Genomic DNA, 23983 nt, shown 5'->3' on the forward strand with positions numbered 1-23983 from the left:
GATGAGCAGACCGGAGGATTCCCCCTGGGCGGTTTCAGTGGCCCAGGTGTCGACGCGGGCAGGGCAGGGCACCCGAGTGAACCGCGATTTTCCAGCCCCGGAGGGCATCGGCGACCAGGTAGTGGGTATACCGGCAGGAACACCCGTGCATGTGGAGGGTGACATCGACTCCTTGGTGGATGGACTCTTGTTGCAGGCCCACATCAGCGTACCGCTGAAGACCGAATGCACTCGCTGCCTGAGGCCTGTGGACACCAGCATCCAGGACGATCCGGTGGTCTTCTACCCTTACAAGGAACCCGAACCGGAGCCGACCCATGGCAAGGAGGAGATCCTGGCCGAACAGGAGGAGGCCAGCGGCCAGACCTATCCCCTGGCCGGCGCGGGCGCCTTTATGGATCTGGAAGCCCTGCTGCGTGACGCCCTGGTGGAGGCCCTGCCCCTGCAGCCCCTATGCCGACCTGACTGCCGAGGCCTGTGCCCCCAGTGTGGCATGGATCTTAATGACCACCCTGACCACCACCACCAGATGATGGACGACCGCTGGGCGGCCCTGGAGGGGCTGAAGCAGCGTCTTGAGCAGGAGGAGAACCCCGGCAGCGACGGCCAAGCTGGCGAATGACCGGAGGTTGCGATAGACTGCTCTACGCTTAAGCTCGAAGTATTCGATCGAAACAGAGGACAATATGGCACTGCCAAAATACAAGACTTCGCGCGCCAACACCCATTCACGGCGCGCCAACTGGAAGACCCAGGCCGCCGCTACGGTGACCTGCCCCAATTGCGGAGCTCCTGCGCTGCCGCACATGGCATGCCCCAGCTGCGGCATGTACCGCGGGCGCGTCTACCGCGACGCCATTCGTCCGCAGTTCAGCAAGTGAGCCAATCGACGATCGGCACGCAATGAGAGAACCCCGGCCATCGACGGGTGGCGGGGTTTTTCCATATCATCAGACGGCAAGTCCGAGAAAGCGAGAAGGGGCCATGCAGACAGGGCGCTCCAGGAAGGATCAGGAAGACCACATGCAGCAGGAGGAACAGGAGCAAGAGGATTCCGGCAACCAGGCTGCTGAGGAGCTCTTCCAGGCCCTGGGCGGCAGGATCAGCCCGGAGCTGCTGGTGCACGCCCTGACCCATCGTTCCTTCGCCCATGAGCACCCGGGCATGCCCAACAATGAACGGTTGGAGTTCTTGGGCGACGCGGTTCTGGAACTGGTAGCCACGGAGACCCTATACAAGGTTCACCCGGACATGACCGAGGGCCAGCTGGCCAAGATGCGGGCCAAGGCGGTCTCCGAGGAGGCCCTGTCGGCCATCGCCCGGGAGAAGCTGCACCTTGGGCAGTATATTCTTCTGGGCAGGGGCGAGAGCGAAAACGGCGGGGCCGACAAGGACTCCATACTCTGCGACACCGTCGAATCGTTGATCGGATCGGTCTTTGTGGAGCACGGCATCGAGGGGGCCAGGACCACCGTCCATACCCTTCTTGACGACACCTTGGCCGAGGTAGCCACCGAAGGGCCGGCTCTGGATTGGAAGACCTCGATCACCGTCAAGGCCCACAAGCTGGGCTTGGGCGAACCGCGGTACGCCATGGCGGTCTCCGGACCGGAGTACGCCCAGGTTTTCACCGCCGAGCTGCGCCTGGAGGACGGCGGGACCGTGATCGGCAAGGGCCAGGCCAGCAGCAAGCGGAAGGCCCAGCTGGCTGCTGCCGCCCAGGGGTGGAAGCGGCTGGACGACCGGGATCTGCTTGCGACCCTGCGCGCCGAGCAACCCTCCTGAGGATCCATCCGAAATTCCGGCATGCGGTACTGCGCCAACGCCCCGACCAGACCCCTGTTTAGACTATGGGGATAACGTGGAGGCATGCCGTCACGAACGGCATAGGCGCCTCCTCCTGATCGGGATTCGTCCGCCCACACCGCCGAAGCTCCGACAGGTTCATATTTCGACATGCACGGCCGCAGGTCGGCGCGCAGTCTGGAGGTCGAGAGGAAACATGAGTCTGCCGACACCTCTGCAAGCATTCAGTTCGGTACCCAGGAACTGGGGCCCCGACGACAAGGATGTTCCCGCCCAAGGCGAGCCCATGACGGGAGCCCAGGCGCTGATTCGGTCCCTGGAGGATTTGGGGGTCACCCAGGTCTTCGGCGTTCCTGGAGGCGCTATTCTGCCCGCCTACGACGCCATTGACGAGCAGGTGCGCTTCAACTTCACACTAACCCGCCACGAGCAGGCAGCCGGCCACGCAGCCGAGGGCTACGCCGTCTCCACAGGCAAGGTCGGGGTCTGCCTGGTGACCTCCGGACCCGGGGCCACCAACATGGTCACCCCCATAGCCGATGCCATGATGGACTCGGTTCCCCTGGTAGTGGTGACCGGCCAGGTGGGTGTGGACTCCATCGGCACCGACGCCTTCCAGGAGGCTGACATCGTGGGCATCACCTACCCGGTGGCCAAACACTCCTATCTGGTGACCAAGGCCCAGGACATTCCCCGGGTCATGACCGAGGCCTACCACATCGCCCGCTCGGGAAGGCCCGGCCCGGTAGTGGTGGACCTGAGCAAGACGGCCCAAAACGGCAAAATGCTCTACTCCTGGCCCCAGGAGATGATCCTGCCTGGCTATAACCCGGTCACGCGAGCACACGGTCACGTCCTGGATGATGCCGCCCGGCTCCTGGTCCAGTCTCACAGGCCTGTCCTCTATGTGGGCGGCGGCGCAGTCCGATCAGACGCTCGCCGGCAGGTCCAGGAACTCGTGCGAGCTACCGGTGCCCCCATGGTCACCACCCTGCCTGCGCGAGGCATCGTACCTGACTCCGATCCTGCAGTACTGGGAATGCCCGGCATGCACGGCACAGTGGCCGCCAACGGAGCCATCCAACACTCCGACCTGCTGGTGGCCGTGGGCACACGCTTCGACGACCGGGTGACCGGCAGCCTGGAGGACTTCGCCCCAGTGGCCAGGGTCATCCACATCGACATCGACCCGGCCGAAATCGGGAAGAACCGGCAGGCAGACGTACCCATCGTCGGGGACGTGGGCCAGGTGCTGGACGACCTGATTCCGGCGCTCAAAGCGGCCCAGCGCACTTGGGGCAAGCCCGACCTCAAGCCCTGGTGGCGGCTGATCGACGGCTGGCGGCACGACTATCCCACCACCTTTGAGCCCAGCCCGGACGGCACGCTGGCTCCCCAGTGGGTGGTCCAGACCCTGAGCAACAAGGCCGATCCGAATACCATCTGGGTATCCGGTGTAGGTCAACACCAGATGTGGGCCAGCCAGTTCATCGACTTCGAACGCACCCGCTCCTGGGTCTCCTCCTGCGGACTGGGGACCATGGGCTACGGTCTGCCCGCCGCCATCGGCACAGCCATTGGTACCAGGGAACAGGAGGATCCACGGCCTGTCTGGCTGGTTGACGGGGACGGCTCCTTCCAGATGACCTCCGAGGAGCTGGCCACAGCTCAGCAGGCGGGACTGCCCATCCGCATCGCCATACTCAACAACTCGGTCTACGGCATGGTCCGTCAGTGGCAGACCCTCTTTTATGGCAGCCACTACTCCCAGACCGACTTGGAGGACGGCGGCGACAAGCCCACAGACGGCAACGGCATCCCCGACTTCGTCAAGCTGGCCGAGGCCTATGGCTGCCTGGGACTGCGGGCCTTTACCCAGGAGCAGGCCCTGGAAGCCATTGATAAGGCCAACGCAGTGACCGACCGGCCGGTCCTGATCGACTTTCGCGTCTGGAAGGATGCCATGGTATGGCCCATGGTCCCGGCAGGCGCCTCCAACGACACCATCATCTACAAGCCGGGCGTGCAGCCCCTGGCCGGCATCCGTCCGGAACAGGAGCAGCCCGAGCCGCACCAGCAGACCGGAGCCGACCGGGCAGCCATGGCCAACGATGCCGCCGGTCGCATGAACAAGTAGGAAAGGGGTACCACATGGCCAATTATCCAGCATCCAAGCCCGGCTCCGAGCGGCACACCCTTTCCGTCCTGGTCGAGAACCGCCCCGGCGTCCTGGCCAGGGTGGCCGGCCTGTTCGCCCGGCGCGCCTTCAACATCAACTCCCTGTCCGTCTCGTCCACCGAGCGGGACGACATCTCTCGGATCACGGTCACTGCAGACGTGGAGGCCGTCCCCCTGGAGCAGATCATCAAACAACTCAACAAGCTGCTGCACGTGCTCAAGATCGTCGAGCTCAAGGGCGACGAGGCCGTGGAGCGCGAGCTGGTCATGATCAAGGTCAAAGCCAACGAACGCAACCGCTCCGATGTGCTGGAGATCGTCAAACTCTTCCGCGTGCGTGTTGTCGACGTGCACCCCGAGTCACTGACCATCGAGGCCACTGGGGCCGAAGGCAAACTGGAGGCCCTGCTGCGTCTGCTGCGGCCCTTCGGCATCATCGAGCTGGTCCGATCGGGCGCTGTAGCCCTCACGCGAGGCCCTCGGGCGCTGAGCGAGAGGGTGCTGGGCTCACAGATCACCGACCGCTGATCCTCAGGGCTCCCATCCAAGGCAGGCAGTAGATTGGTGAATCATGCCCATCTATGATCTCGGTCTGGAACACGTCGCCCTGTCCTTTGCCACAAAAACCATCTTCACAGATGTGACCCAGGGCATCTTCGAGGGGGACCGGATCGGCATCGTGGGCCGAAACGGCGACGGGAAGTCCACCCTGCTGCACCTTCTGAAGGGCACCCAGGAACCCGATCAGGGACGGGTGACCATGCGCAATGGTCTCACCTTCGGCATGCTGGACCAGCGCGATCCCCTGAAGGACGAGGACACGGTCCGCAGGGCGGCCTTGGAGGATCGGCAAGACTACGAGTGGGCTGCCGATCCCAGATCGCGCGAAATCGTCGAATCCCTTCTGGGCGGCATGGAGCTGGAAGCCAAGGTAGGCACATTGTCCGGCGGTCAGCGCCGCAGGGTGGACTTGGCCCGACTGCTGCTTCGGGATTGGGACATCCTGGCCCTGGATGAGCCGACCAACCATCTGGACCTGCTCACCATCCACTGGCTGGCCGAGCATCTGAAGAACCGCTGGGCCAAGAATTCCGGAGCCCTCCTGCTGGTCACCCACGACCGCTGGTTCCTGGACGAGGTCTGCACCTCCATGTGGGAGGTGCACGACGGAACCATCGACCCCTTCGAGGGCGGCTACAGCGCCTACATGCTTCAACGGGTGGAACGCGAACGCCGGGCTGATCTGGCCGAGACCAAGCGCCGCAACCTGGCCCGCAAGGAACTGGCCTGGCTGACCCGGGGCGCCCGGGCCCGTTCGACCAAGCAGAAGTTCCACGTCAAGGCCGCCCGGGAGCTGATTGCCGACGTGCCGCCCATGCGCAACAGCCTGGAACTCAAGCGGATGGCCACCTCCCGCTTGGGCAAACAGGTGGTGGACCTGGTCGACGTGACCAAGATCTATCCAGAGGCCGACTCCGATATCGAAGGAGGCGAGGATGACAGGGTCCCCTCCCCTCATGCCCAGCGCCCTCTGATGGGATCAGTGACCGTGGCCGCCGATCCCGGCAAGGACCGCCCGGGCACCGCAGCGGCCGACACCCTCACCATCAGCGGTCACAAGGTCCTGGACGACGTGACCTGGCTGATCGGCCCCGGCGACCGGTTCGGCATCGTAGGCGCCAACGGAGCCGGCAAGTCCACTCTGCTGGGTCTGATTGACGGCAGCGTGGCTCCCACGGCAGGGCACGTCAAGGTAGGCAAGACTGTCCGCTTTGCAGTGCTGACCCAACGTCTGGACGAACTGGAGAAACTGGACCGCTATCGGATCAAGGAGGTCCTCAGCCGCTACAAGCCCACCTATCTGGTGGAGGGCAAGGAGGTGTCGCCCAGCCAATTGATGGAGCGCTTGGGCTTTGAAAGCTCCCAGCTGATGACCAGGATCGGCGACCTGTCTGGCGGGCAGAAGCGCCGCATGCAGCTCCTGCTCATCCTGCTGGACGAGCCCAACGTGCTGGTCATGGACGAGCCTGGCAACGATCTGGATACCGACATGCTGGCCGTCATGGAAGACATGCTGGACTCATGGCCGGGCACCCTGATCGTGGTCTCCCACGACCGCTACCTGCTGGAGCGAGTGACCGACCAGCAGTTTGCGCTGATCAACGGCAAGGTGGTTCACCTGCCCGGCGGCGTCCAGGACTACCTGGATATGGTTGAGTCGGCCGATCGGGAAGCTGCGGATGCACCGGGCCGGACATCGGCCAAGGAGGCCGAGTATCCCGATCAGGCCAAGGCCGAACGTGTCGCCAGACGAAATCTGAGCAAGCAGGTTTCTGCCATCGAACGCAAGCTGGCCAAGCTGGCCGATCGGCGCAAGGACCTTGAACGGCAGATGGCTGAACACGACCCCGGCGACTACCAGGGCCTCAACGAACTCAACAGCAAACTCAAGGATCTGACCGGGCAGTCGGACCAGCTTGAGGAGGAGTGGCTGACCATCGGGGAAGAGCTGGAGTAGCCTCAGGCGGCAGCCAGCTGAGCGGCCTGGGTCGAGCACTTGGCCGCAAAGGCAGAGAAGATTGCGTCGGCCAAGGGTTGCATCTGTGGCAACCCTTTCATAAAATCGTCACGCATTTTAGCGATCTTGGACTTCTTCATCGTGCCGACCATGCTCGGCACCTGCATCCACTCCTCGAAGATGGGCGCCGTCACCTCCAGATGGAATTGCAGGCCCAAGGCTGATCCGAGCCGAAAAGCCTGAACCTTGGTTGCCTGGGAGCGGGCCAGGAGCTTGGCACCCGGCGGCAGGGTGACCTGGTCGGCATGCCAGTGCAGCACATCAGTGTTCTTGCTCCACATGGCCACGTCGTCGTCCTGCCCCACCCAGCGGATCGGGCCCATACCGTATTCCGGATCCTGGTTCCTCATCAGGGTGCTTCCCAGGGCCCGCGCCAGAATCTGATGACCCAGGCAAATCCCCAGAATGGGCTTGTTGGCAGCCATCGCCGCCTTGGCAAGCTTGGTCTCCGCCTTGAGTCCGGGGTGATGCTCATAATCGTCAGCCGACATGGGCCCGCCCATGATAACCAGTCCTGCCAACTCACGCGAGCGCGGCAGCTCGGGCTTTTTCTCGTCCACGATATTGGTGATCTCGGTGTCCAGCCCGCACTCCTGAAGATTGTCGAGAATGCAACCCGGCTTTTCCCAATCCACATGCTGGAGCACCAGCACCCTAGGTTTCGCCATGATTCCATTCTTGCACACATGCCGTCGGACCGGGTTCACAGGCTCGGCATTTCCCCTTGGACAGTCAGCAAGCCTTGGTAGGCTCAAGGATATGGATACGAGTTCGCAACCGCATGATTCCAAGGCTTCAGTCAGCCTGGCCGCAGCTGGTCTGCGTCTGTATGACACGGCTGATCACCAGGTGACTCCCTTCAGACCCATTGAACCGGGCAAGGTCGGCATCTACGTGTGCGGGGCCACGGTGCAGAGCTCACCCCACATTGGCCATATCAGGACCACGCTGGCCTTCGACATAATCCGCCGCTGGCTGCTCAAATTGGGGTACCGGGTGACCCTGATCCGGAACGTGACTGACATCGACGACAAAATCCTGACCAAGGCAGCGGCCAACGGCCAGCGCTGGTGGGAGCGGGCTTACATCTACGAGCGCGAATTCACTCATGCCTACGAGACCATGGGAGTCCTGCCGCCCACATACGAGCCCAGGGCCACCGGGCATATCCCCCAGATGATCGATCTGATTCAGCGCATCATCGACCGTGGCCACGCCTATGTGGTGCCCGACGAGCACGGCCGCCCATCAGGCAACGTCTACTTCGACGTGGCCTCTTGGCCTGAATATGGTGCCCTGACCCACCAGCAGACCGGTACCCAGCCCGCTGACGAGCAGGCCGCCGCCAACGACCGACTGGGGCCCAGCATCGACACCAATGGTCAGAATGCCGACACCGATGAGGAACCCGGCAAGCGCGACCCCCGCGACTTCGCACTTTGGAAGGCGCCCAAGCCCACCGATCCGCCCACGGCTCGCTGGCAAACCCCCTTCGGCACAGGTCGGCCGGGCTGGCATCTGGAGTGCTCGGCCATGAGCCACCGCTATCTGGGTGCGGATTTCGACATCCACGGAGGCGGCCTGGACCTGCGCTTCCCCCATCACGAGAACGAGATGGCCCAGTCGCACGCGGCAGGCTGGGGGTTCGCCCATCGATGGATGCACACGGCCTGGGTGACACAGAAGGGCGAGAAGATGAGCAAGTCCCTGGGCAACGGGCTGTCAGTAGACCAGGTGCTGTCGCAGCGTCCAGCCTGGGTGGTGCGCTACGCCTTGGTCTCGGTGCAGTACCGGTCCATGCTGGAATGGTCCGACCAGTCCCTGCAGGAGGCCGAAAGCGCCTACGAGCGCATCCGTAACTTCGTGGACCGGGCCGGGCGGATCCTAGGAGCGCAGCCGGAGCGTGCCCGCGTGGCGGGACTGAGCGCGGATGATCTGCCAGAGGACTTTGTGCAGGCTATGAATGACGACATCAACGTTTCAGGCGGTCTGGCTGCCCTCTATGCACTGATCCGTCAAGCCAACGCGGCGATGGATGCCAATTCTGAAACGCTGGACCGGAAGTGGCTGGCCAATGCCCTGCTTCAGGTCAGAGCCATGCTGGACGTCTTCGGACTTGATCCACTCGACCCCCACTGGGCCAAGGCTGCAGCCGACCGTGACAATCGGGCCATGAACACCCTGGATGCCTTGGTAGGCCAGCAGTTGCAGGAGCGCGAACAGGCGCGAAAGGATCATGACTTCGCCCGTGCCGATGCCATCCGGAGCCAGCTGACAGCGGCCGGCGTGGCCGTGGCGGACACACCAGCTGGCAGCACTTGGGACCTGAGCCGCTGAACCCATGTCCGACATACGCGACGTCGCCAGAAGGGCCGGGGTCTCGGTCAGCACAGTATCCTATGCCTTCTCCGGCAAACGTCCCGTCTCTCCGGAAACCTACCAGCGGATCATGCAGGCCGCCGACGAACTGGACTACGCCGCGGATGCCGGCGCCCGGATGCTGCGGGCCAAGCGCAATCAGATCGTCGCCCTCAGCGCCCCCCTGCGCCCCGGGCAGAACCGGGCCTCCTACGCGGATTACTTCATCGAGATGGCCAGCTGCGAGCATGCTCTCGGCTATGATTCCCTGCTGCTGACCGCTGAAAACGGCGTCGAAGATATTCGGCGGGTCACCCGTAGCAATCTGGCCGACGGGGTGGTCCTGATGGATCTGGTGGACGATGACATCCGCGCCGCCCAGGCCGCCTCATACGGACGCCCCTGCGTGGCCCTGGGAGTGCCTCGGCAGCACACAGCCTGCGCCTGTGTGGATTTGGATTTTGATCTGATGGGCCGCATGGCGGTGGAAGCCATGGCCCGAGCGGGACGCAAACGCCTGCTCTTTTTGGAGGATCTCGAAGGCGAATACCAGCGCGGGTCCGGTTTCCGTCTCATCCTCCTACGCAGTCTCAAGACCTGGGCCCGCCGCCTGGGAATGGATCTGCAACTTCAGCCGGGACCTACCGGCAGCGATTTGGCCTACACCCAGCAGGTGCTGGACATCATCCATCACGGCCGCATTGATGGCCTGATCGGACAGATTCGCCCCTCCCTGCTGGACACCGTGGTGGTCCGCATGCGCTCGGACGGCGTGAGCATTCCCGATGACGTGGCCGTTCTGTCCTGCGCCGCAGGCAAGGTCAGCCCTACTCTTGAGCTTCAGGGCATATCTGAGATGCCACTTACCCCCCGCTCACTATGTGTCAAGGCTGCAGATCTGCTGACCCAAGCTGTGGAGGAGGGGGCTTCCCTGGCCGGTCGAGTCCAACTGGAACGCCCCAGGCTGATCGACCGCGCCTCCATCAGCCGGTAGAAGCAGGAGTTCCCCAGAGCTGCTCAGCGGGGACGACGGTCCCGCTCACCCGTCTCCAGCACATTGTGCGGAAAGGGCTGGTGGGGCTCCTGCTGATACCAATAGGCCACGCTGGCCAGGTCGTCCTGACGCTCGAAGTAGCCCTGCTCATCCACGCCTATCTGTTGCAGGGTCACCCTGATGTCGCTGTTGAAAATGATGGGGTCGGGAATGTGCCAACGGTAGAACCCCCTGGTCACCGGGGTGTCTGCATCCCAGTACTGGGATTCACGGTTGTCCAACTGCCTGGAGTGGAAAGGAAATCCCATATAGGCCCCGCTGTAGGTGACCTCGTGCATGCGACCATCCGGGTCCTGCCCGGCAAAGCTCCAGGCACCGCCGAAGTAGTCCTCGCTGCCCGTGGAGCACCAGGTGGGATAGTCCTTGTCCCCGTCCAGATAGACCTTGACCTCGCCTTCGCCCCACCAGCGGCTCTCCAGAGCGGTCAGAGCCAGATAGGTGCCCACATAGGAGCCCCGGCCATGCACCCCATCCAGGATCACGTAGTCCTGGCCCAGTTCGGTGACCCGCTGACGGCGCCACTGGGCATGGAAGGTCATGACCCCCTCGGGCAGCTCGTCCTTCTCCACATAGTCAATCTGGTAGAAAAAGGCCTCAATGGGCTCGTTGTGCCGGTTGCGCAGGACGATCCGAGCCCCGTCGTGGAAGGGCATGGGCCAGTAGCAGTTGAAACCCCGGCGCGGGTATACGGCCACAGGCACAGACTCCACCCTGCAGGCCTGGGCGTGACCGCAGCAGAAGAAGTCGCCCAGAGGCACGCAGACGGAGGGTGTCTGTTCGCCATCCCAGTAGCATTCCAGGATCAGATTGCGCAGGACGTTAGGCCCGGTGGGCGAGGTGGCATCGATCACGGTCATCCAGATATGGCGGATCTCGCCCGCGCCGGACAGGTCGGCCAGGACCATGTCCTGCCCAGGAGGAATGTTCTTGAGGCAAGGGGTCCCCTTTCTGGATGGACCGAGATTGCTGGCCGTCATGGCTGCACTGCCTTTGCCTCCCCGAGGGTTCTCGGCGTTGATGCAGCGGGTGCGGTCTGTGGATGGGCGGGTCAGCGCCTCAAGACCGTTGGTGATGTTCGGCATGGTCATACCCATGGTTGTGGTTGCCTTTCATATCGGGCCGCCCGCACCCCTCCTCCGCCTTCTTGCAGCGGGCGGCCATGTTCAGTGTACTTGTGCAGCGGCGATTACTTGACAGCGCCCGCTACTATCCCCTGCGAGAGCTTCCTCTGGAAGAAGATGAAGAAGATGATGGTGGGGATGATGCTGAGCAGGGAGGCGGAGGCCAGGTCTGTGGCAGCCATGGTATGCTGCCCCTGCATGGTCGCCAAGGCCAGCGGAATGGTCTGCGTCTTCTCGCTCATCAGGAAGGCCATGGGGATCATGTACTCGTTCCAGGTCCAGATGAAGAAGAAGACGAAGAGGACGCTGATGGTCGACCAGGACACCGGCAGCACGATCTTGCGCAGAATCTGCCAGCGCGAGGCTCCGTCGACGGTGGCCGCTTCCAGGATGGCCTGGGGGAAGGTCCCGTAGACCGATGAGAGCAGGTAGGTGCCGTAGGCGCTCTGGATGATGGTGAAGATGATGATGATGGACCACTGAGAGTTATAGAAGCCCATCCACTTGAACATGACGTAGAGCGGGTAGAGCAGAGCCTCCTGGGGGACCATATTGGCCAGCATGATGAACAGGAGGATGACCGTGTTGCCCTTGACCCTGCCGATGCCCAAGGCGAAGGAGTTGAGGACCGAAAGCAGGACCCCGACAACGGCGACCACCAAGGAAATCAACAGGGAGTTGCCCAGCTTGAGCGGGAAATTGCTCTTGTTCCAGAAGGAGATGATGCCGTCCATGCTGAAGTGGGCAGGCACGGACAGGGGGCCTGTGGCGTTGTAGTCAGCCGTGGTCTTGAAGGCGTTCAGAACCAGGATCAGCAGGGGGAAGAGCATGATTACGGCTCCCGCGATCAGCAGGATCAGACCGGCCCAGTCCCCCCAGGTGCGGATTTTATGGGCGTGCCGGGAGGACACCCGGGCGTCAGCTTGCAGTGTGGCTTGATTATTCATGATGTGCTTCCTGGCCTTCCTCAGGCGATGCTCTTTTGCACGCGCTTTTGCACGATGGTGAAGACGATGGAGAAGATGACGATGACCACGGTCAGGGATGTCGAGATGGCGGCGCCGTAGCCCACCTGCTGCACCTGGAAGAATTGGTTGTAGGAGTAGTAGGAGGGAACCATGGTGGAGGTGCCGGGCCCGCCCTTGGTCAGTAGATAGACCGGAGCGAAGGTCTTCAGAGCACCGATGGTGGAGGTGAGGATGACCACCAGCAGCTCCGGAATGATGGAGGGCAGGGTGATGACGCGGAACTTCTGCCACCAGTTGGCCCCGTCCAGGCTGGCCGCCTCGTAGAGCTCAGGGTCTACCCGCTGCAGTCCGGACATGAAGATGACGATGGGATAGCCCAGCTGGATCCAGATCAGGATGACCATGAGGATGGGCAGGGCCGTGGTGGTCGAACCCAGCCAGTTATGGGCCAATCCGCCTAGGCCGATCTTGGTCAGCAGGTCGTTGACCGCACCGTCTTCAGGCCGGAAGATCCAGCCCATGATGATGGTGGCCACGGCCACAGGCAGAACCTGGGGCAGGTAGTAGAGTGCCCGCAGAGTCGAGGAGGTGCGGGGGCCGAACTTCTTCTGGATGACGTCGGTCAGAGCCGAGGAGATCAGCAGGCCCAGGACCGTGGGAATGATGACGATGGCCACGATGATCCAGAGGGTGTGGCCGAAGGAGACCCAGAAGGTCGAGTCGCCCATGAGCCGGCGCCAGTTGCGCAGACCCACCCATTTGGTCGGCCCCACCCCCCTCCAGCGGGTGAAGCTCAGGTATATGTTCCAGAAGATGGGCACGATGACGATGGCCACGATGCCTATCAGACCGGGAATCAGATAAGGGACGAACCGCGAAGGCGCGCTGCCCGGGATGCGGGACTGCGCCTTCTTCCTGCTATGTGTGTCAGACATGCTTGTACTCTCCTTGGCGGATTGACGCAGCTCAGTCGTCATCCAGATCGAGCTGGGCGACGCCGTCGTCGTAGTTCTTATGCAGGGTATCCAGAACCTGGTCGGGGCTCTTGGTGCCGTTGACCAGCTCTTGGAAGGCGGCCGGCATGGCGTCGGTCAGGTTGGGCGCAGGGTAGTCGGGATAATAGCTCATCCGGCTGGCGTCCGAGGCTTTGGTATATTCATTGACCAGATCACGGCTCTTGGGGTTGGTGATGGCATCCGTGTCGGCCGCCACTGGCACGCCGCCCTTGTTGCCGATGTAGTTCTGAACCTCCTTGGACAGGACCACGTTGATATAACGGGCCGCGGCATCCTTGCGCCGGGATTTCTGCGGAATGACCAGCAGGTTGCCCGCGCAGCCCTCGACCATCTTGGCCCCTGGGAAGATGGATGCCGTCCAGTCGAAGGTCTTCACCTGCTCCATGAAGCGGGTCTGGTTCCAGGTGCCGGTCTGGTAGATGGGATAGGTCCCCTTGATGAATGCCGTGGTCGTGTCCTCGGCCTTCATGCCGGTGGCATTCTTGGAAATGTATCCCTTGTCGATCCAATCACGGATGGTGTTGGTGGCGAAGGTCAGCGGTTTGCTGCGCCAGTTGACCGGGTGCTTGTAGAGCTGCCAGTCGTCGACGAAGCGGGCATCGGCCTTGGTCATGGCCAGCTGCCACCAGAGCCAAAGCACCCCGTACTCCTGGGCATCGGCCGCTATGGGCGTGACCCCGTGGCTCTTGAAGGCCTTGAGGGCAGCCACGAACTGGTCAAAGGTTTGCGGGATGGGGATCTTGTACTTGGCAAAGAGGTCCTTGTTGTAGTAGACCCGCTGCATCTCCGCGTAGGAGGAAACCCCGTACCAAGTGTTCCCGTCCATGACGCCACGCTTGTCGTACTTGCCCACTGCTGCTGCCTGGCCACGCACCTTCTTGTCCCAGCCGTACTTCTGCACATAGGGCTTCAGGTCTGTCAGCAGCTGCAGGGTGGACAGGACCCCGGCCGAACCGTTGCCGCGATTGGACTCCATGACATCCGGGGCGTCGTCCGAGTTGAGGAACTGGCTGCCATTCTGGGCGATCTGAGTGAAAGACTTAACCTCGAAATCCACCTTGATGCCAGTCTGTCGGGTAAAGATATCGGCAGCCTTCAGCCAACCCCGGGCCTGACCGCTGCTGGGCTCCTCGTAGTACCAGATCTTGATGCTGGACGGGTGGGCTTCCTGGGGAGCATCACCCCCCGATCCGCAGGCCGCCAGCGGCAGGATCGACATGGCCAGGGCCAGGGCCGCCCCGATCCCTCTTCTGATCTTCATGATGGCTCCTAACTTCCTTGCATCCTTGCATCCATCTATAGCGATTCAATATGTCGAAAGGTTTCGACTTCAGGTGTATTGCAGGGCTCAGACCATCTCCGTCGATGCACACAAAATGTCGAATCGTTTCGACTCAGTATAGAAGCCAGTCGGGGATCATGTCAAGAAGACACAAAGTGAACTCATGTCTTTCTTTTATGTAGCTACTCGGATCCTCTCGCTCCTCTCGTCATGGTCACATACCGATGTTCAATCAATGTTCCCGAACTCCTCAAGGGTAATAGCACTACAGCTGTTAGCTCAGCAATATCGAATTCTTCTGAACTGCCTATGTTTGTTTGGTCGGCTCTAGGCACAGGCCTTATGGAGCAACCGGCCAATCTCCCGACTGACAGGTAGACTTGGGGCATTATGGCAGCATTTTCATCTTTGACCGATCGGCTCTCCCAGGCCTTCACCCATCTGCGTTCCAAGGGGAAGCTGACCGAGGCCGATATCGACGGCACAATCCGCGAGATCCGCCGCGCCCTCCTGGATGCCGATGTCTCCCTGGACGTGGTGCGCTCCTTTACCGGGCGCATCCGGGAACGTGCCCTGGGCGAGGAGGTCTCCAAGGCTCTGAACCCGGCCCAGCAGGTGGTCTCCATCGTCTACGACGAACTGACTGACATCCTGGGCGCAGGAGTGGATCGACCGCTCAATTTCGCCAAGAACCCGCCCACAGTCATCATGCTGGCTGGCCTGCAGGGTGCCGGCAAGACCACGTTGGCCGGCAAGCTGGGCTTCTGGCTCAAGGACGCCGGGCACACCCCCCTGCTGGTGGCGGCCGACCTGCAGCGGCCCAATGCGGTCACCCAGCTTCAGGTGGTCGGCGAACGCGCGGAAGTGCCGGTATACGCCCCGGAACCAGGTGTGCAGACCAGCGGAGCCGAGTTGGCGGCCCCCGGACAGGTTACAGGCGACCCGGTCAAGGTGGCCGCCGACTCGATCAGAGTGGCCAAGGACAAGCTCTACGACGTGGTCATTATTGATACGGCCGGTCGACTGGGCGTGGATCAGGAGCTGATGGAGCAGGCCCGCAATATCCGCGATGCCGTCCACCCCGACGAGATCCTCTTCGTCATCGATGCCATGATCGGCCAGGACGCGGTCGCCACAGCCAAAGCCTTCGACCAAGGTGTTGACTTCACCGGCGTGGTTCTGTCCAAGCTGGACGGCGATGCCCGCGGCGGCGCGGCCCTGTCGGTGGCCTCGGTGACCGGCAAGCCCATCCTCTTCGACTCCAACGGCGAGGGCCTCAAGGACTTCGAGGTCTTCCACCCCGACCGCATGGCCTCCCGCATTCTGGATATGGGCGACATCCTGACCCTGATCGAGCAGGCACAGCGCCAGTTCGACGAGGAGGAAGCCCGTAAGGCCGCAGGGAAGATGTCCGAGGGCAGCTTCGGTCTGGACGACTTTCTGGAGCAGCTCCAGCAGGTTCGCAAGCTGGGCTCCTTCAAGAGCATCCTGGGCATGATCCCGGGCATGGCCCAGCACCGCAAGGAACTTGAACAGTTCGATGAGAAGGAAGTGGATCGAACGCAGGCCATCATCCAGTCGATGACTCCTCAGGAACGACGCGACCCCAGCATCATCAACGGCTCACGACGGGCCCGAATCGCCTATGGCGCCGGCACTACGGTCTCGGCTGTCAACGGCCTGCTGCAGCGGTTCGAGCAAGCGGCCAAGATGATGAAACGCATGACCAATGGCAGCCGCTCGATCCCAGGCATGGGCGGCATGGGTGCTGGCGGCGGCAAAAAAGGCAAAAGGGGCAAGAAAGGCCGCAAGGGTTCCCGTTCAGGCAATCCCATGAAGCGGGAGGCCGAAGAGAAGGCGTTACGCGAGCGCCTGTCCGGCAAGGGCAAATCCTCCGGCGGCTCGGCCTTCGCCAAGCGCCCCGAGACTCCGCAGATGCCTGAAGGCCTGCCTGACCTGCCCCCCAATCTTGGCGGTGGACTGGGCGGTCTCTTCGGCGGCCGCTAACCACCTCCTTCATGCAGGAGACAATGGCACGTGAACACCCTTCTCTGGATTATCCTGGGGCTCATCGCCTTATGGATGGCCCTGCGCTTCCTGCCTGCCGGAGCTGACTGGCACCGTCCTCTGGTGGAGCTGATCGCTCTGATCGACCTGTTGGTCGTTCCCTTATTGGCCATCTTGATCTGCGCCATTGTGATCCAGGCCTGGCCACAGTCCGCTCTGGCCCTGATTGAGCTGACCCTGGTCACCTTATGGAGACTTCAATACAGGTTTCATCTGGTCTCTCCCATAGGCTCGGGGCACAGAAATAAGCTGCTTGATACAAGGAATCAAGCAGAGGCTGATGCAGACATTGCCGAATCGCATCAGTTCAATCGGGATATAACTGATCCTGCGCTCAACCTGAAAGTCATGACGCTAAACTGCCGCTATGGCATGGCAGATGCACAGTCCATCATGAAGCAGGTTCAAAGCCAAAATGTCGATGTTTTAGCCCTGCAGGAGGTGAACTCGACCCTGCTGACCCATCTTCAGAAAGCAGGGATGAGGCAGATCATGCCATATCTGGTGGAGGGACCGCAGACCCAGAATGACAATGGCGGCAGGAACGCCCTCTTCTCTCGTCAGGAGCCCATTTGGTCTCAACCGGCAGGCCTTGATTTGGAAGCGTCAGCCGTCCCACTAATGCATTTGCATACCCTAGCTGGAACTGTCCGGGTGGCTTCAGTCCATCCGAAGTCGCCCCAACGCGGCGCCAGGCAATGGGGCCTAGGCATCAGGCGTCTGGCTCTATTGAACAGCGAAAAGATGACGGCCGTCCCAGACCTGGAATCACCTGCATTCACCATCATCATGGGCGACTGCAACGCCAACCTGCACCACCCAACCTTTCGCGCCATGATACAGTCCGGCAGGTTGCGTGATGCCTCCCTTTTTCTAGGCTGCGGGCCGCACCCGACCTTTCCGCATTGCCAGGCACTTCTGCCACCACTGATCGAAATCGACCATATCCTGGTCAGCCAGGGCATCAGGGTCGAATCGATGAAGGTGATTAAAGTCCCGCACACCGACCACTGTGGCCTTTTGGCTCAACTGCGTCTGTGAGCTGAGCAGGGGCTGCTCACTTAGGATCACCATGCAGGTAAGGGCCAGGTCCGGTGGACTGTCTGCTGATTATCCTGAAAGGCAGAAAACGCGAACTCGGCTTGTCTGCGGACAAAAGGGCCTTGACCCCTTCCACCCCCATACGGTGAAAGGCCTGAGTAACGCTGGTTATGGTGGGCCTGACCATATCTACAATGTCCGTTCCGTCAAAGCTCATGACGCTCACGTCACCGGGCACATCCAACCCCTGGTCCCTAGCCTGATTGATGGCACCCATAGCCACCAGGTCGCTGGCACCGATAAGGGCGGATATCCGTTCTTTCGACTTTAGACAGTGCTTCATGGCGGCTATCCCATCCTGGTAGAGACATCCCCCATAGAAAACCAGACTTTCCTTATAAGGGATGCTGTTGTCCTCCAGACACTGCCGGTATCCACTGATACGCAGAGTTATTGACCCATGTTGAGGAATGCCAGCCAGCCCAATCCGTCGATGACCCCTGTCAATCAGAAACTGCGTGGCTTCATACCCCATCTGATAGTCATCTGAAGTGATGCAGGGCAGCCGTCCCCCACCCACAAAGGATGAGAGCGATATGCAGTCCATCCCCACCTGCTCTATGGTGGCGATTAATGACTCCTGGAGCTCGAGGGAGACTAGAATAATTCCTCTGACGGCACGCTCTACCGCAGTGGTGATGGCCCGCCGCTGAGCTTGCAGATCAGCGTTGCCCGCATGCAGGATCAGAACATCCAGGTTCCGTTCCGCAGCTGATTGTTCGATCCCCTCGATGATTGAAGAATCGAAATTGGTCTTGGTGTTGGAGAGAATGACAGCCAAAGCATGGCTCTTGCCCTGTACGAGGTCGGCCGCTGCTGTGTTGCGGATATACCCCATCTCCTTGGCGGTCTCCTTGACCAAACGTACGGTCTGACCCCTGTGTTCACCGGTATCGGAAAGGGAACGAGAAACAGTAGCCGTCGACAGTCCCAACCGCTGTGCTATGTCCTTTAAGGTCACTCTGGAAGCTTCAGCCATGACCTCCATCTTTCCCTCTGGCGAGCCCATGTCGGACCCAATTTCTATATCAGCGGCCATCATAGCCACACGCCCGGGCATGATAAGAGATAAACAAAGCTGTATACTCATACCGTAAACGTTTACAGTAATTGTTTACAAAAGATCAAAGGAGATACCTTGAGCGCACCTCAAATGACGAGTGATGCCTCTACCAAGAATCGGCATTCGCTACCGGATATCACCATGAAGACCATGTTCGCCATTACTTTCGGCTACTGCGGCGTCAACATGGCCTTCTCCCTGCAGACCTCGCAAATGAGCCGCATATTCCAGACTCTGGGTGCCGACCCCAGCAAGCTTGGATTCTTTTTCATACTGCCGCCCCTGATCGGAATGATCATTCAACCAATTCTAGGACGCTTTTCCGACGGTCACTGGTCCCCACGCTTCGGCCGCCGGATGCCCATCCTGCTCTGGGCCGCTCCCCTGGCTGCCATCGTCATGGTCCTGCTGCCAAATTCCGGCTCCTTCGGATTCGGTTACGGATCCCTGACTGCTCTATGCTTCGGGGCAGCAGCCATCGTCCTTATGGATTTGTCCAACAACGCCTGCATGCAACCCTTCCGCATGATCATCGGCGACATGGTGAACGAGAAACAGAAGGACCAGGCCTGGTCCTGGCAACAGTCCTTCAGCAATCTGGGAGGCGTTCTGGCCAACCTCTGCCCCTTCCTTTTGACCGGGCTGGGTATAGCCAACATCGATAAGAAGGGAGTGGTCCCCATGTCTGTGCGACTCTCCTTCTACATCGCCGCGGCTGTCCTTCTGGCCACCTCCACATACACCATCCTCTCGGTCAAAGAATACGATCCTAAGACTTATGCCCAATACCACAACTTCGAATATGAGGAGAAGAAGCCGCAGAAGTCCTACTGGACCCTTCTCAAGGAGGCCCCCAGCACTTTCTGGCAGGTTGCAGTCATCCAGTTCTTCGCCTACTTCGGTGTCCAGTACCTCTGGACCTACACCACCGGGGCCATAGCTCAAAACGTCTGGCACACCGCCGACTCTTCCTCAGCTGGATTCCAAGCCGCCGGCAATTGGTATGGCATCCTCACCTTCGTCCAGTCCATCGTGGGCATCATCTACGGATTCCTGGTTCTGTCCAGGACCAGCCAGTACAAGCGCAAGTTCTGGTACCGGATTGGACTGCTCTGCGGCGGCCTGGGAATGATCTGGACCGCTTTCACTCACAACCAGTACGCCCTGATCGGATCCTTTACACTGATCGGCATCTGCTTCCTGACCATGCATGCCGAACCTTTCGCTATTTTCACTACGGAAACCGACGGGGCCAATGATGGAGCCTACATGGGACTCTTCAACATCTTCATCTGCCTGCCACAGATAATCGCATCGGTCAGCAGCTTCGCGATCTTCCCGCTGGTAGGCAGATCAATGCCGACCATGCTCCTGATCGGAGGCATCTCCTGGCTGATTGGCGCAGCCCTGATGGACATCATCAAGAGCCGGAAGCCCGAATCCAACGAGGCTTAAGAAAATTTACGAAAGGAATACGTCTGCCATGACGAACCTACATTACACCGCGAAAGATCAGACCATCACCCTAAGTTCCGACCAGGGGGCATTGATCCTGACCGTGCTGACGGACCAAATCATCCGCGTCTTTCAGGACCGCGGACGCCACACCAACTCCTATGCCATCGAAGGCGAAAAGAAGGTAGAGACTCCCTTCGATCTGAAGGAAGTCGACAACCATCTGGAACTGTCCACAGGGCAGCTGACCGTCAAAGTCGGATCTGACCTGCTCTTGGACGTCTTCGACGCTCAAGGCAATCCGTTGATCCTGGACTACCGCGGCAAGAGACGTCCCATCGCTAAGACGATTGATGCCGCCCACCAGAGCATCATGCGGGCCGAAGGCCACGAAGTATCCGGCGTGAGCCAGACTGAGGATCACTACTACCAGGTAGTCAAGGCCTTGGATCCTGACGAGCAATTCTACGGACTGGGCGACAAGACCGGGTATCTGAACAAGCGGTCCTATCAATATGACAACTGGAATTATGATGAGCCACGACCGCACATTGAAACCTTCACCAACCTCTATAAGTCCGTCCCGGTCCTCTTCGGACTGAAAAAAGGCCACCCTTGGGGTATCTTCTTCGACAACACCTACCGGAGCCATCTTGACCTGGGCAGGGAGAACGCCGACTACTACTTCTACTCGGCCGTCGACGGAAACCTGGACTATTACATACTGGGCGGATCCTCCTTGAAGGAGGTGGTCTCCAACTACACCTATCTGACCGGTCGGGTCCCTCTCCCCCAGCGTTGGATGCTGGGCTATCAGCAGTCTCGTTGGGGCTACAGCATGAGCCAGGACCGGGTGGAGCAGATCGTCGACACCTTTGCCAAGTATCACCTCCCCCTGGAAGCCGTCCACTTCGACATCGACTACATGGACGGCTACCGCGTCTTCACCTGGAACAAGAGCATCTTCAAGGATCCCGCCGGGTTCCTGGCGGATATGAAAAAACGGGGAGTTAGGGTCATTCCCATCCTGGATCCTGGAGTCAAAGAGGATCCCGACTACCCGATCTATCAGGAAGGTCTGGATAAGGGATACTTCGCAACCAACCCGGATGGCAGCGTCTATGTCAACAGGGTCTGGCCCGGCAAGTCCGTATTCCCTGACTTTGGCCGACCTGAGGTCCGCGACTGGTGGGCCGGGCATTGCCGTTTCCTGGTTGACAGCGGGGCAGCCGGCATCTGGACAGACATGAACGAACCCGCCGTATTCGACGGAGAGATACCGGAGGACACTGTCTTCAGCGATGAAGATCAGAAGTCCGATCTTGCCAGGATGAACAATGTCTACGGGCACAACATGGCTAAGGCCACTTATCAGGGCCTGAAGAAAGCCACCGGCAGACGGCCCTACGTCATCACACGCGCGGCCTACGCAGGAACGCAGAAGTATGCGACGGTCTGGACCGGAGACAACCAAAGCCTCTGGCCACATCTGCAGATGTCAATCCCTCAGCTCTGCAATATGGGGATGAGCGGATTCAGCTTCGCCGGGGCCGACATCGGTGGATTCAGCGCCGATACGACCCCGGAGCTGCTGACCCGATGGATCGAAGCCGGCATTTTCAGCCCGCTTCTGCGCAACCATTCCGCCCTCCAGGCACGAGACCAGGAACCTTGGGTCTTTGGCCCCGAGGTCTTGGACATCTACCGGCACTTCCTGCATCTGAGGTATCGCTTCATCCCCTACCTCTACGATTGCTTCGCCAAGCAAATGAACGATGGCCTGCCGGTTATGCGTCCCCTGGTCCTGAATTACCCGGAGGATGCGCGCACACGGAACTTGAACGACGAATACATGATCGGCGACCAAGTTCTAGTAGCACCCGTAGTAGAGCAAGGGCAGGTCTCCCGAATGGTCTATCTGCCCGAGGGCGACTGGGTGGATCTACGCACCATGGTCACTTTCGGTGGCCACCGAGATATTTTGGTTGAGGCTCCTCTGGACCAGCTGCCCGTCTTTGTCAGGGCCGACTCCGTGCTACCTTGGGGTCGACTGGTGGAGCATATGGACGACCAGCCCGAGGAGTCCATGACGTTCAGGCTCTTCGGCCAGTATGGCGACTATACCCACTACCAGGATGACGGATACAGCTTCGACTACGAGCAGGGGGCCTACAACCTCTATCAGATCCATATGGGTAACCAGGGTCAGTGCTCGGTTACTGTACCCCGTCATGGATTCAAGCCTCTCTATCGAAGGATCCACATGGTTCTGCCTGAACAAACCCTGACCCTAAGCCTGGATGACAAGAGCCAGGCCCCGGTCTACAGGGAGATCGAAGCTTAGACCTCGGTCAAAACTGGTTGGAGCAAAACCGAACCAAGGGCCTGTTGGGGCGTATGCCACAGCAGACCCTTAATCCTAAGGTTGAGGTATACTTTTACTGTTATTCATGTCCGGAGGAGCCCTCTCATTCCGACGGCCGTGAGGAACACGCCAGGAGCGCCACCATGCCCCACATGGAGACGTCGCCGGGCACACCAAGTACCAAGGAGAGCCGTTTTGGCAACCAGAATTCGTCTGAAGAGAATGGGCAAGAAGTTCTACCCCTTCTACCGCGTGGTCGTGGTCGATTCCCGCAAGAAGCGCGATGGCAAGGTCATTGAGGAGATCGGCACCTACGATCCCAACACCCAGCCCTCTTCAATCAAGATCGACTCCGAGCGCGCCCAGTACTGGCTGGGTGTGGGCGCTCAGCCCAGCGACCCTGTCTTCAACCTTCTGAAGATCACCGGAGACTGGCAGAAGTTCAAGGATCTGCCCGGCAAAGAGGGCACCCTTAAGGTGCCGCAGGCCGAGGTCGATGCCCAGGCTCGCATCGAGCAGGCACAGAACGAAGCCCAGAAGCTCAAGGCCGCCAAGTCCGAGGCTGATGCCAAGGCCAAGGCCCAGGCGGAGAAGGAAGCCCCCAAGGCCGATGAGTCGGCAGATGCCGCCCAGGCCGAGCAGGCAGCTGAGTAAGGGCACATTCATCAAGGATTGGAAGGACCGGCTAACATGCTTGCACAGGCCGTTGAGCACCTGATCAGGAACATCGTGGACTTTCCCGATGACGTGTCGGTCAAGTCCCACGAGAACTCTCGCGGAGAGCTGTTGAGGGTACGGGTCAACCCCGAGGATATCGGCCGTGTGATCGGCAGGGGCGGCAGGACCGCCAACGCCATCCGCACCGTGATCCAGGCGCTGGCCGACCACAAGGTGCGCGTCGACATCATGGATGTGCGCCGGTGAGCCCCAGCCGGTCCACCAATCACGACCCGCAGGGTCCGGACCCTCAGCAGCCAAGGTTGCTGAGGGTCTGCCGTATCGGCCGCGCCCAGGGACTCAAGGGCGAGGTCAACGTATATGCTTACACCGACGAGCCTGAGCGGCGATTCGCCCCAGGTTCCCAGTTGCAAACCAAGGACGGACAGATTTTCACGGTAGCCTCCTCCCGCCGCTTCAAACAGCGTTGGATCGTCCTCTTCAAAGGGGTGGAAGACAGGAACGCCTCCGAAGCACTGAACGGCATCGAACTGTATGTCCAGGCTGATCCAGCCGAGGAGCTGGCACAGGAGGATGCCTGGTACCCCGAGGATCTGATCGGACTCGAGGTTCGCATGGCCCCAGGCAACTCACTGGGCGAGCCTGCCGGACGAGTGGTCGGCCGCGTCAGCGACGTGCTGGACGGTGTAGCCCAGCAGCAGCTGCAGATCTGCATGACTACCGAAAAAAGCGACGATGATGCGGAAGGGCTGATACCCTTCGTCGAGGCCTTGGTGCCCCAAGTCGACATTGAAAACGAGTACGTGGCCATCGATCCACCTGGAGGACTTCTGCCCGGTCTGGGCTGAATCCATCTTTCAACAAAACCGTAAGTGGGGAGTCAGCGCCCCTTT

21 protein-coding genes are annotated in these 23983 nt (G+C 60.7%); 15 read left to right on the forward strand and 6 right to left on the reverse strand.

The features are described from left to right. The first annotated feature begins 1 nt into the window (after position 1). The 6 genes from J3T93_RS04505 (at position 2) to J3T93_RS04530 (ending at position 6502) form a co-directional block, all read left to right on the forward strand. Entirely contained in the window at positions 2-622 is a 621-nt protein-coding gene (locus J3T93_RS04505; protein WP_267430694.1) for a YceD family protein, read from the forward strand. A gap of 64 nt (positions 623-686) precedes the next feature. Continuing rightward, complete coding sequence (rpmF, locus tag J3T93_RS04510) at positions 687-881, forward strand: 50S ribosomal protein L32 (protein WP_220236867.1); 195 nt, start codon at positions 687-689, stop codon at positions 879-881. Positions 882-1023: 142 nt separating this feature from the next. Then, entirely contained in the window at positions 1024-1785 is a 762-nt protein-coding gene (rnc, locus tag J3T93_RS04515; RefSeq protein WP_267430965.1) for a ribonuclease III, read from the forward strand. A gap of 217 nt (positions 1786-2002) precedes the next feature. Beyond that, positions 2003-3943: an acetolactate synthase large subunit gene (locus tag J3T93_RS04520; RefSeq protein ID WP_267430696.1), complete on the forward strand. Its 1941-nt coding sequence runs from the start codon at positions 2003-2005 to the stop codon at positions 3941-3943. 14 nt (positions 3944-3957) lie between these two features. Then, positions 3958-4512 (forward strand): acetolactate synthase small subunit, encoded by a 555-nt coding sequence (gene ilvN / locus J3T93_RS04525; RefSeq protein ID WP_267430698.1) that lies wholly within the window; start codon positions 3958-3960, stop codon positions 4510-4512. A 43-nt stretch (positions 4513-4555) separates the two neighbouring features. Beyond that, on the forward strand, positions 4556-6502 hold the full coding sequence (locus J3T93_RS04530) for an ABC-F family ATP-binding cassette domain-containing protein (RefSeq protein WP_267430699.1): 1947 nt from the start codon (positions 4556-4558) through the stop codon (positions 6500-6502). 2 nt (positions 6503-6504) lie between these two features. Here the strand turns inward: J3T93_RS04530 and J3T93_RS04535 are convergent, their stop codons facing one another. Next, a complete protein-coding gene (locus J3T93_RS04535) occupies positions 6505-7230 on the reverse strand; it encodes a type 1 glutamine amidotransferase (RefSeq protein ID WP_220236863.1) in 726 nt (241 codons plus the stop codon). Positions 7231-7321: 91 nt separating this feature from the next. Between J3T93_RS04535 and cysS the strand changes: the two genes are divergently transcribed. Both cysS and J3T93_RS04545 read left to right on the forward strand, forming a co-directional pair. After that, entirely contained in the window at positions 7322-8899 is a 1578-nt protein-coding gene (gene cysS, locus J3T93_RS04540; protein ID WP_267430700.1) for a cysteine--tRNA ligase, read from the forward strand. Between the two features lie 4 nt (positions 8900-8903). Further along, a complete protein-coding gene (locus J3T93_RS04545; protein ID WP_267430701.1) occupies positions 8904-9914 on the forward strand; it encodes a LacI family DNA-binding transcriptional regulator in 1011 nt (336 codons plus the stop codon). Between the two features lie 23 nt (positions 9915-9937). Here J3T93_RS04545 and J3T93_RS04550 read toward each other — a convergent pair whose 3' ends face one another. The 4 genes from J3T93_RS04550 to J3T93_RS04565 form a co-directional block, all read right to left on the reverse strand. Beyond that, the gene (locus tag J3T93_RS04550; protein ID WP_267430702.1) at positions 9938-11056 is read right to left on the reverse strand and encodes a glycoside hydrolase family 172 protein; all 1119 of its coding nucleotides are present in this window, start codon (positions 11054-11056) and stop codon (positions 9938-9940) included. A gap of 104 nt (positions 11057-11160) precedes the next feature. Then, on the reverse strand, positions 11161-12042 hold the full coding sequence (locus tag J3T93_RS04555; RefSeq protein WP_024627640.1) for a carbohydrate ABC transporter permease: 882 nt from the start codon (positions 12040-12042) through the stop codon (positions 11161-11163). 20 nt (positions 12043-12062) lie between these two features. Continuing rightward, positions 12063-12998: a carbohydrate ABC transporter permease gene (locus tag J3T93_RS04560; protein ID WP_267430703.1), complete on the reverse strand. Its 936-nt coding sequence runs from the start codon at positions 12996-12998 to the stop codon at positions 12063-12065. Positions 12999-13029: 31 nt separating this feature from the next. After that, a complete protein-coding gene (locus J3T93_RS04565; RefSeq protein WP_267430704.1) occupies positions 13030-14340 on the reverse strand; it encodes an ABC transporter substrate-binding protein in 1311 nt (436 codons plus the stop codon). Between the two features lie 411 nt (positions 14341-14751). On the opposite strand from J3T93_RS04565, the gene ffh reads away from it, so the two are divergent. Both ffh and J3T93_RS04575 read left to right on the forward strand, forming a co-directional pair. Beyond that, the gene (gene ffh, locus J3T93_RS04570) at positions 14752-16368 is read left to right on the forward strand and encodes a signal recognition particle protein (RefSeq protein WP_267430705.1); all 1617 of its coding nucleotides are present in this window, start codon (positions 14752-14754) and stop codon (positions 16366-16368) included. Between the two features lie 30 nt (positions 16369-16398). After that, positions 16399-17469 carry an endonuclease/exonuclease/phosphatase family protein gene (locus tag J3T93_RS04575; protein WP_267430706.1) on the forward strand — a complete coding sequence of 357 codons (1071 nt, stop codon included), beginning with the start codon at positions 16399-16401 and terminating at the stop codon, positions 17467-17469. Positions 17470-17485: 16 nt separating this feature from the next. Here J3T93_RS04575 and J3T93_RS04580 read toward each other — a convergent pair whose 3' ends face one another. Continuing rightward, the gene (locus tag J3T93_RS04580; RefSeq protein ID WP_267430707.1) at positions 17486-18508 is read right to left on the reverse strand and encodes a LacI family DNA-binding transcriptional regulator; all 1023 of its coding nucleotides are present in this window, start codon (positions 18506-18508) and stop codon (positions 17486-17488) included. 159 nt (positions 18509-18667) lie between these two features. Here J3T93_RS04580 and J3T93_RS04585 point away from each other — a divergent pair, with 159 nt between their 5' ends. From J3T93_RS04585 to rimM, 5 genes are all read left to right on the forward strand, one after another. Next, entirely contained in the window at positions 18668-20047 is a 1380-nt protein-coding gene (locus tag J3T93_RS04585) for an SLC45 family MFS transporter (protein ID WP_267430708.1), read from the forward strand. 28 nt (positions 20048-20075) lie between these two features. Then, on the forward strand, positions 20076-22391 hold the full coding sequence (locus tag J3T93_RS04590; protein WP_267430709.1) for a glycoside hydrolase family 31 protein: 2316 nt from the start codon (positions 20076-20078) through the stop codon (positions 22389-22391). Between the two features lie 216 nt (positions 22392-22607). After that, positions 22608-23066 carry a 30S ribosomal protein S16 gene (gene rpsP / locus J3T93_RS04595; RefSeq protein ID WP_046322448.1) on the forward strand — a complete coding sequence of 153 codons (459 nt, stop codon included), beginning with the start codon at positions 22608-22610 and terminating at the stop codon, positions 23064-23066. 36 nt (positions 23067-23102) lie between these two features. Then, a complete protein-coding gene (locus J3T93_RS04600; protein WP_015021362.1) occupies positions 23103-23336 on the forward strand; it encodes an RNA-binding protein in 234 nt (77 codons plus the stop codon). Next, positions 23333-23938, forward strand: a complete 606-nt coding sequence (rimM, locus tag J3T93_RS04605; RefSeq protein WP_267430710.1) for a ribosome maturation factor RimM — start codon at positions 23333-23335, stop codon at positions 23936-23938. The genes J3T93_RS04600 and rimM overlap by 4 nt, the downstream gene beginning before the upstream one ends. The last annotated feature ends 45 nt before the right edge of the window (positions 23939-23983 follow it).

Origin of the sequence: Bifidobacterium sp. B4111 (genome assembly GCF_026537235.1) — a bacterium.
Classification (GTDB): Bacteria; Actinomycetota; Actinomycetes; order Actinomycetales; family Bifidobacteriaceae; genus Bombiscardovia.

Excerpts from the sequence above, each read along its gene's own strand:
- J3T93_RS04505 (WP_267430694.1), top strand. The coding sequence starts at position 2 with ATGAGCAGACCGGAGGATTCCCCCTGGGCGGTTTCAGTGGCCCAGGTG.
- rpmF (WP_220236867.1), top strand. The coding sequence starts at position 687 with ATGGCACTGCCAAAATACAAGACTTCGCGCGCCAACACCCATTCACGG.
- rnc (WP_267430965.1), top strand. The coding sequence starts at position 1,024 with ATGCAGCAGGAGGAACAGGAGCAAGAGGATTCCGGCAACCAGGCTGCT.
- J3T93_RS04520 (WP_267430696.1), top strand. The coding sequence starts at position 2,003 with ATGAGTCTGCCGACACCTCTGCAAGCATTCAGTTCGGTACCCAGGAAC.
- ilvN (WP_267430698.1), top strand. The coding sequence starts at position 3,958 with ATGGCCAATTATCCAGCATCCAAGCCCGGCTCCGAGCGGCACACCCTT.
- J3T93_RS04530 (WP_267430699.1), top strand. The coding sequence starts at position 4,556 with ATGCCCATCTATGATCTCGGTCTGGAACACGTCGCCCTGTCCTTTGCC.
- J3T93_RS04535 (WP_220236863.1), bottom strand. The coding sequence starts at position 7,230 with ATGGCGAAACCTAGGGTGCTGGTGCTCCAGCATGTGGATTGGGAAAAG.
- cysS (WP_267430700.1), top strand. The coding sequence starts at position 7,322 with ATGGATACGAGTTCGCAACCGCATGATTCCAAGGCTTCAGTCAGCCTG.
- J3T93_RS04545 (WP_267430701.1), top strand. The coding sequence starts at position 8,904 with ATGTCCGACATACGCGACGTCGCCAGAAGGGCCGGGGTCTCGGTCAGC.
- J3T93_RS04550 (WP_267430702.1), bottom strand. The coding sequence starts at position 11,056 with ATGCCGAACATCACCAACGGTCTTGAGGCGCTGACCCGCCCATCCACA.
- J3T93_RS04555 (WP_024627640.1), bottom strand. The coding sequence starts at position 12,042 with ATGAATAATCAAGCCACACTGCAAGCTGACGCCCGGGTGTCCTCCCGG.
- J3T93_RS04560 (WP_267430703.1), bottom strand. The coding sequence starts at position 12,998 with ATGTCTGACACACATAGCAGGAAGAAGGCGCAGTCCCGCATCCCGGGC.
- J3T93_RS04565 (WP_267430704.1), bottom strand. The coding sequence starts at position 14,340 with ATGAAGATCAGAAGAGGGATCGGGGCGGCCCTGGCCCTGGCCATGTCG.
- ffh (WP_267430705.1), top strand. The coding sequence starts at position 14,752 with ATGGCAGCATTTTCATCTTTGACCGATCGGCTCTCCCAGGCCTTCACC.
- J3T93_RS04580 (WP_267430707.1), bottom strand. The coding sequence starts at position 18,508 with ATGGCTGAAGCTTCCAGAGTGACCTTAAAGGACATAGCACAGCGGTTG.
- J3T93_RS04590 (WP_267430709.1), top strand. The coding sequence starts at position 20,076 with ATGACGAACCTACATTACACCGCGAAAGATCAGACCATCACCCTAAGT.
- J3T93_RS04600 (WP_015021362.1), top strand. The coding sequence starts at position 23,103 with ATGCTTGCACAGGCCGTTGAGCACCTGATCAGGAACATCGTGGACTTT.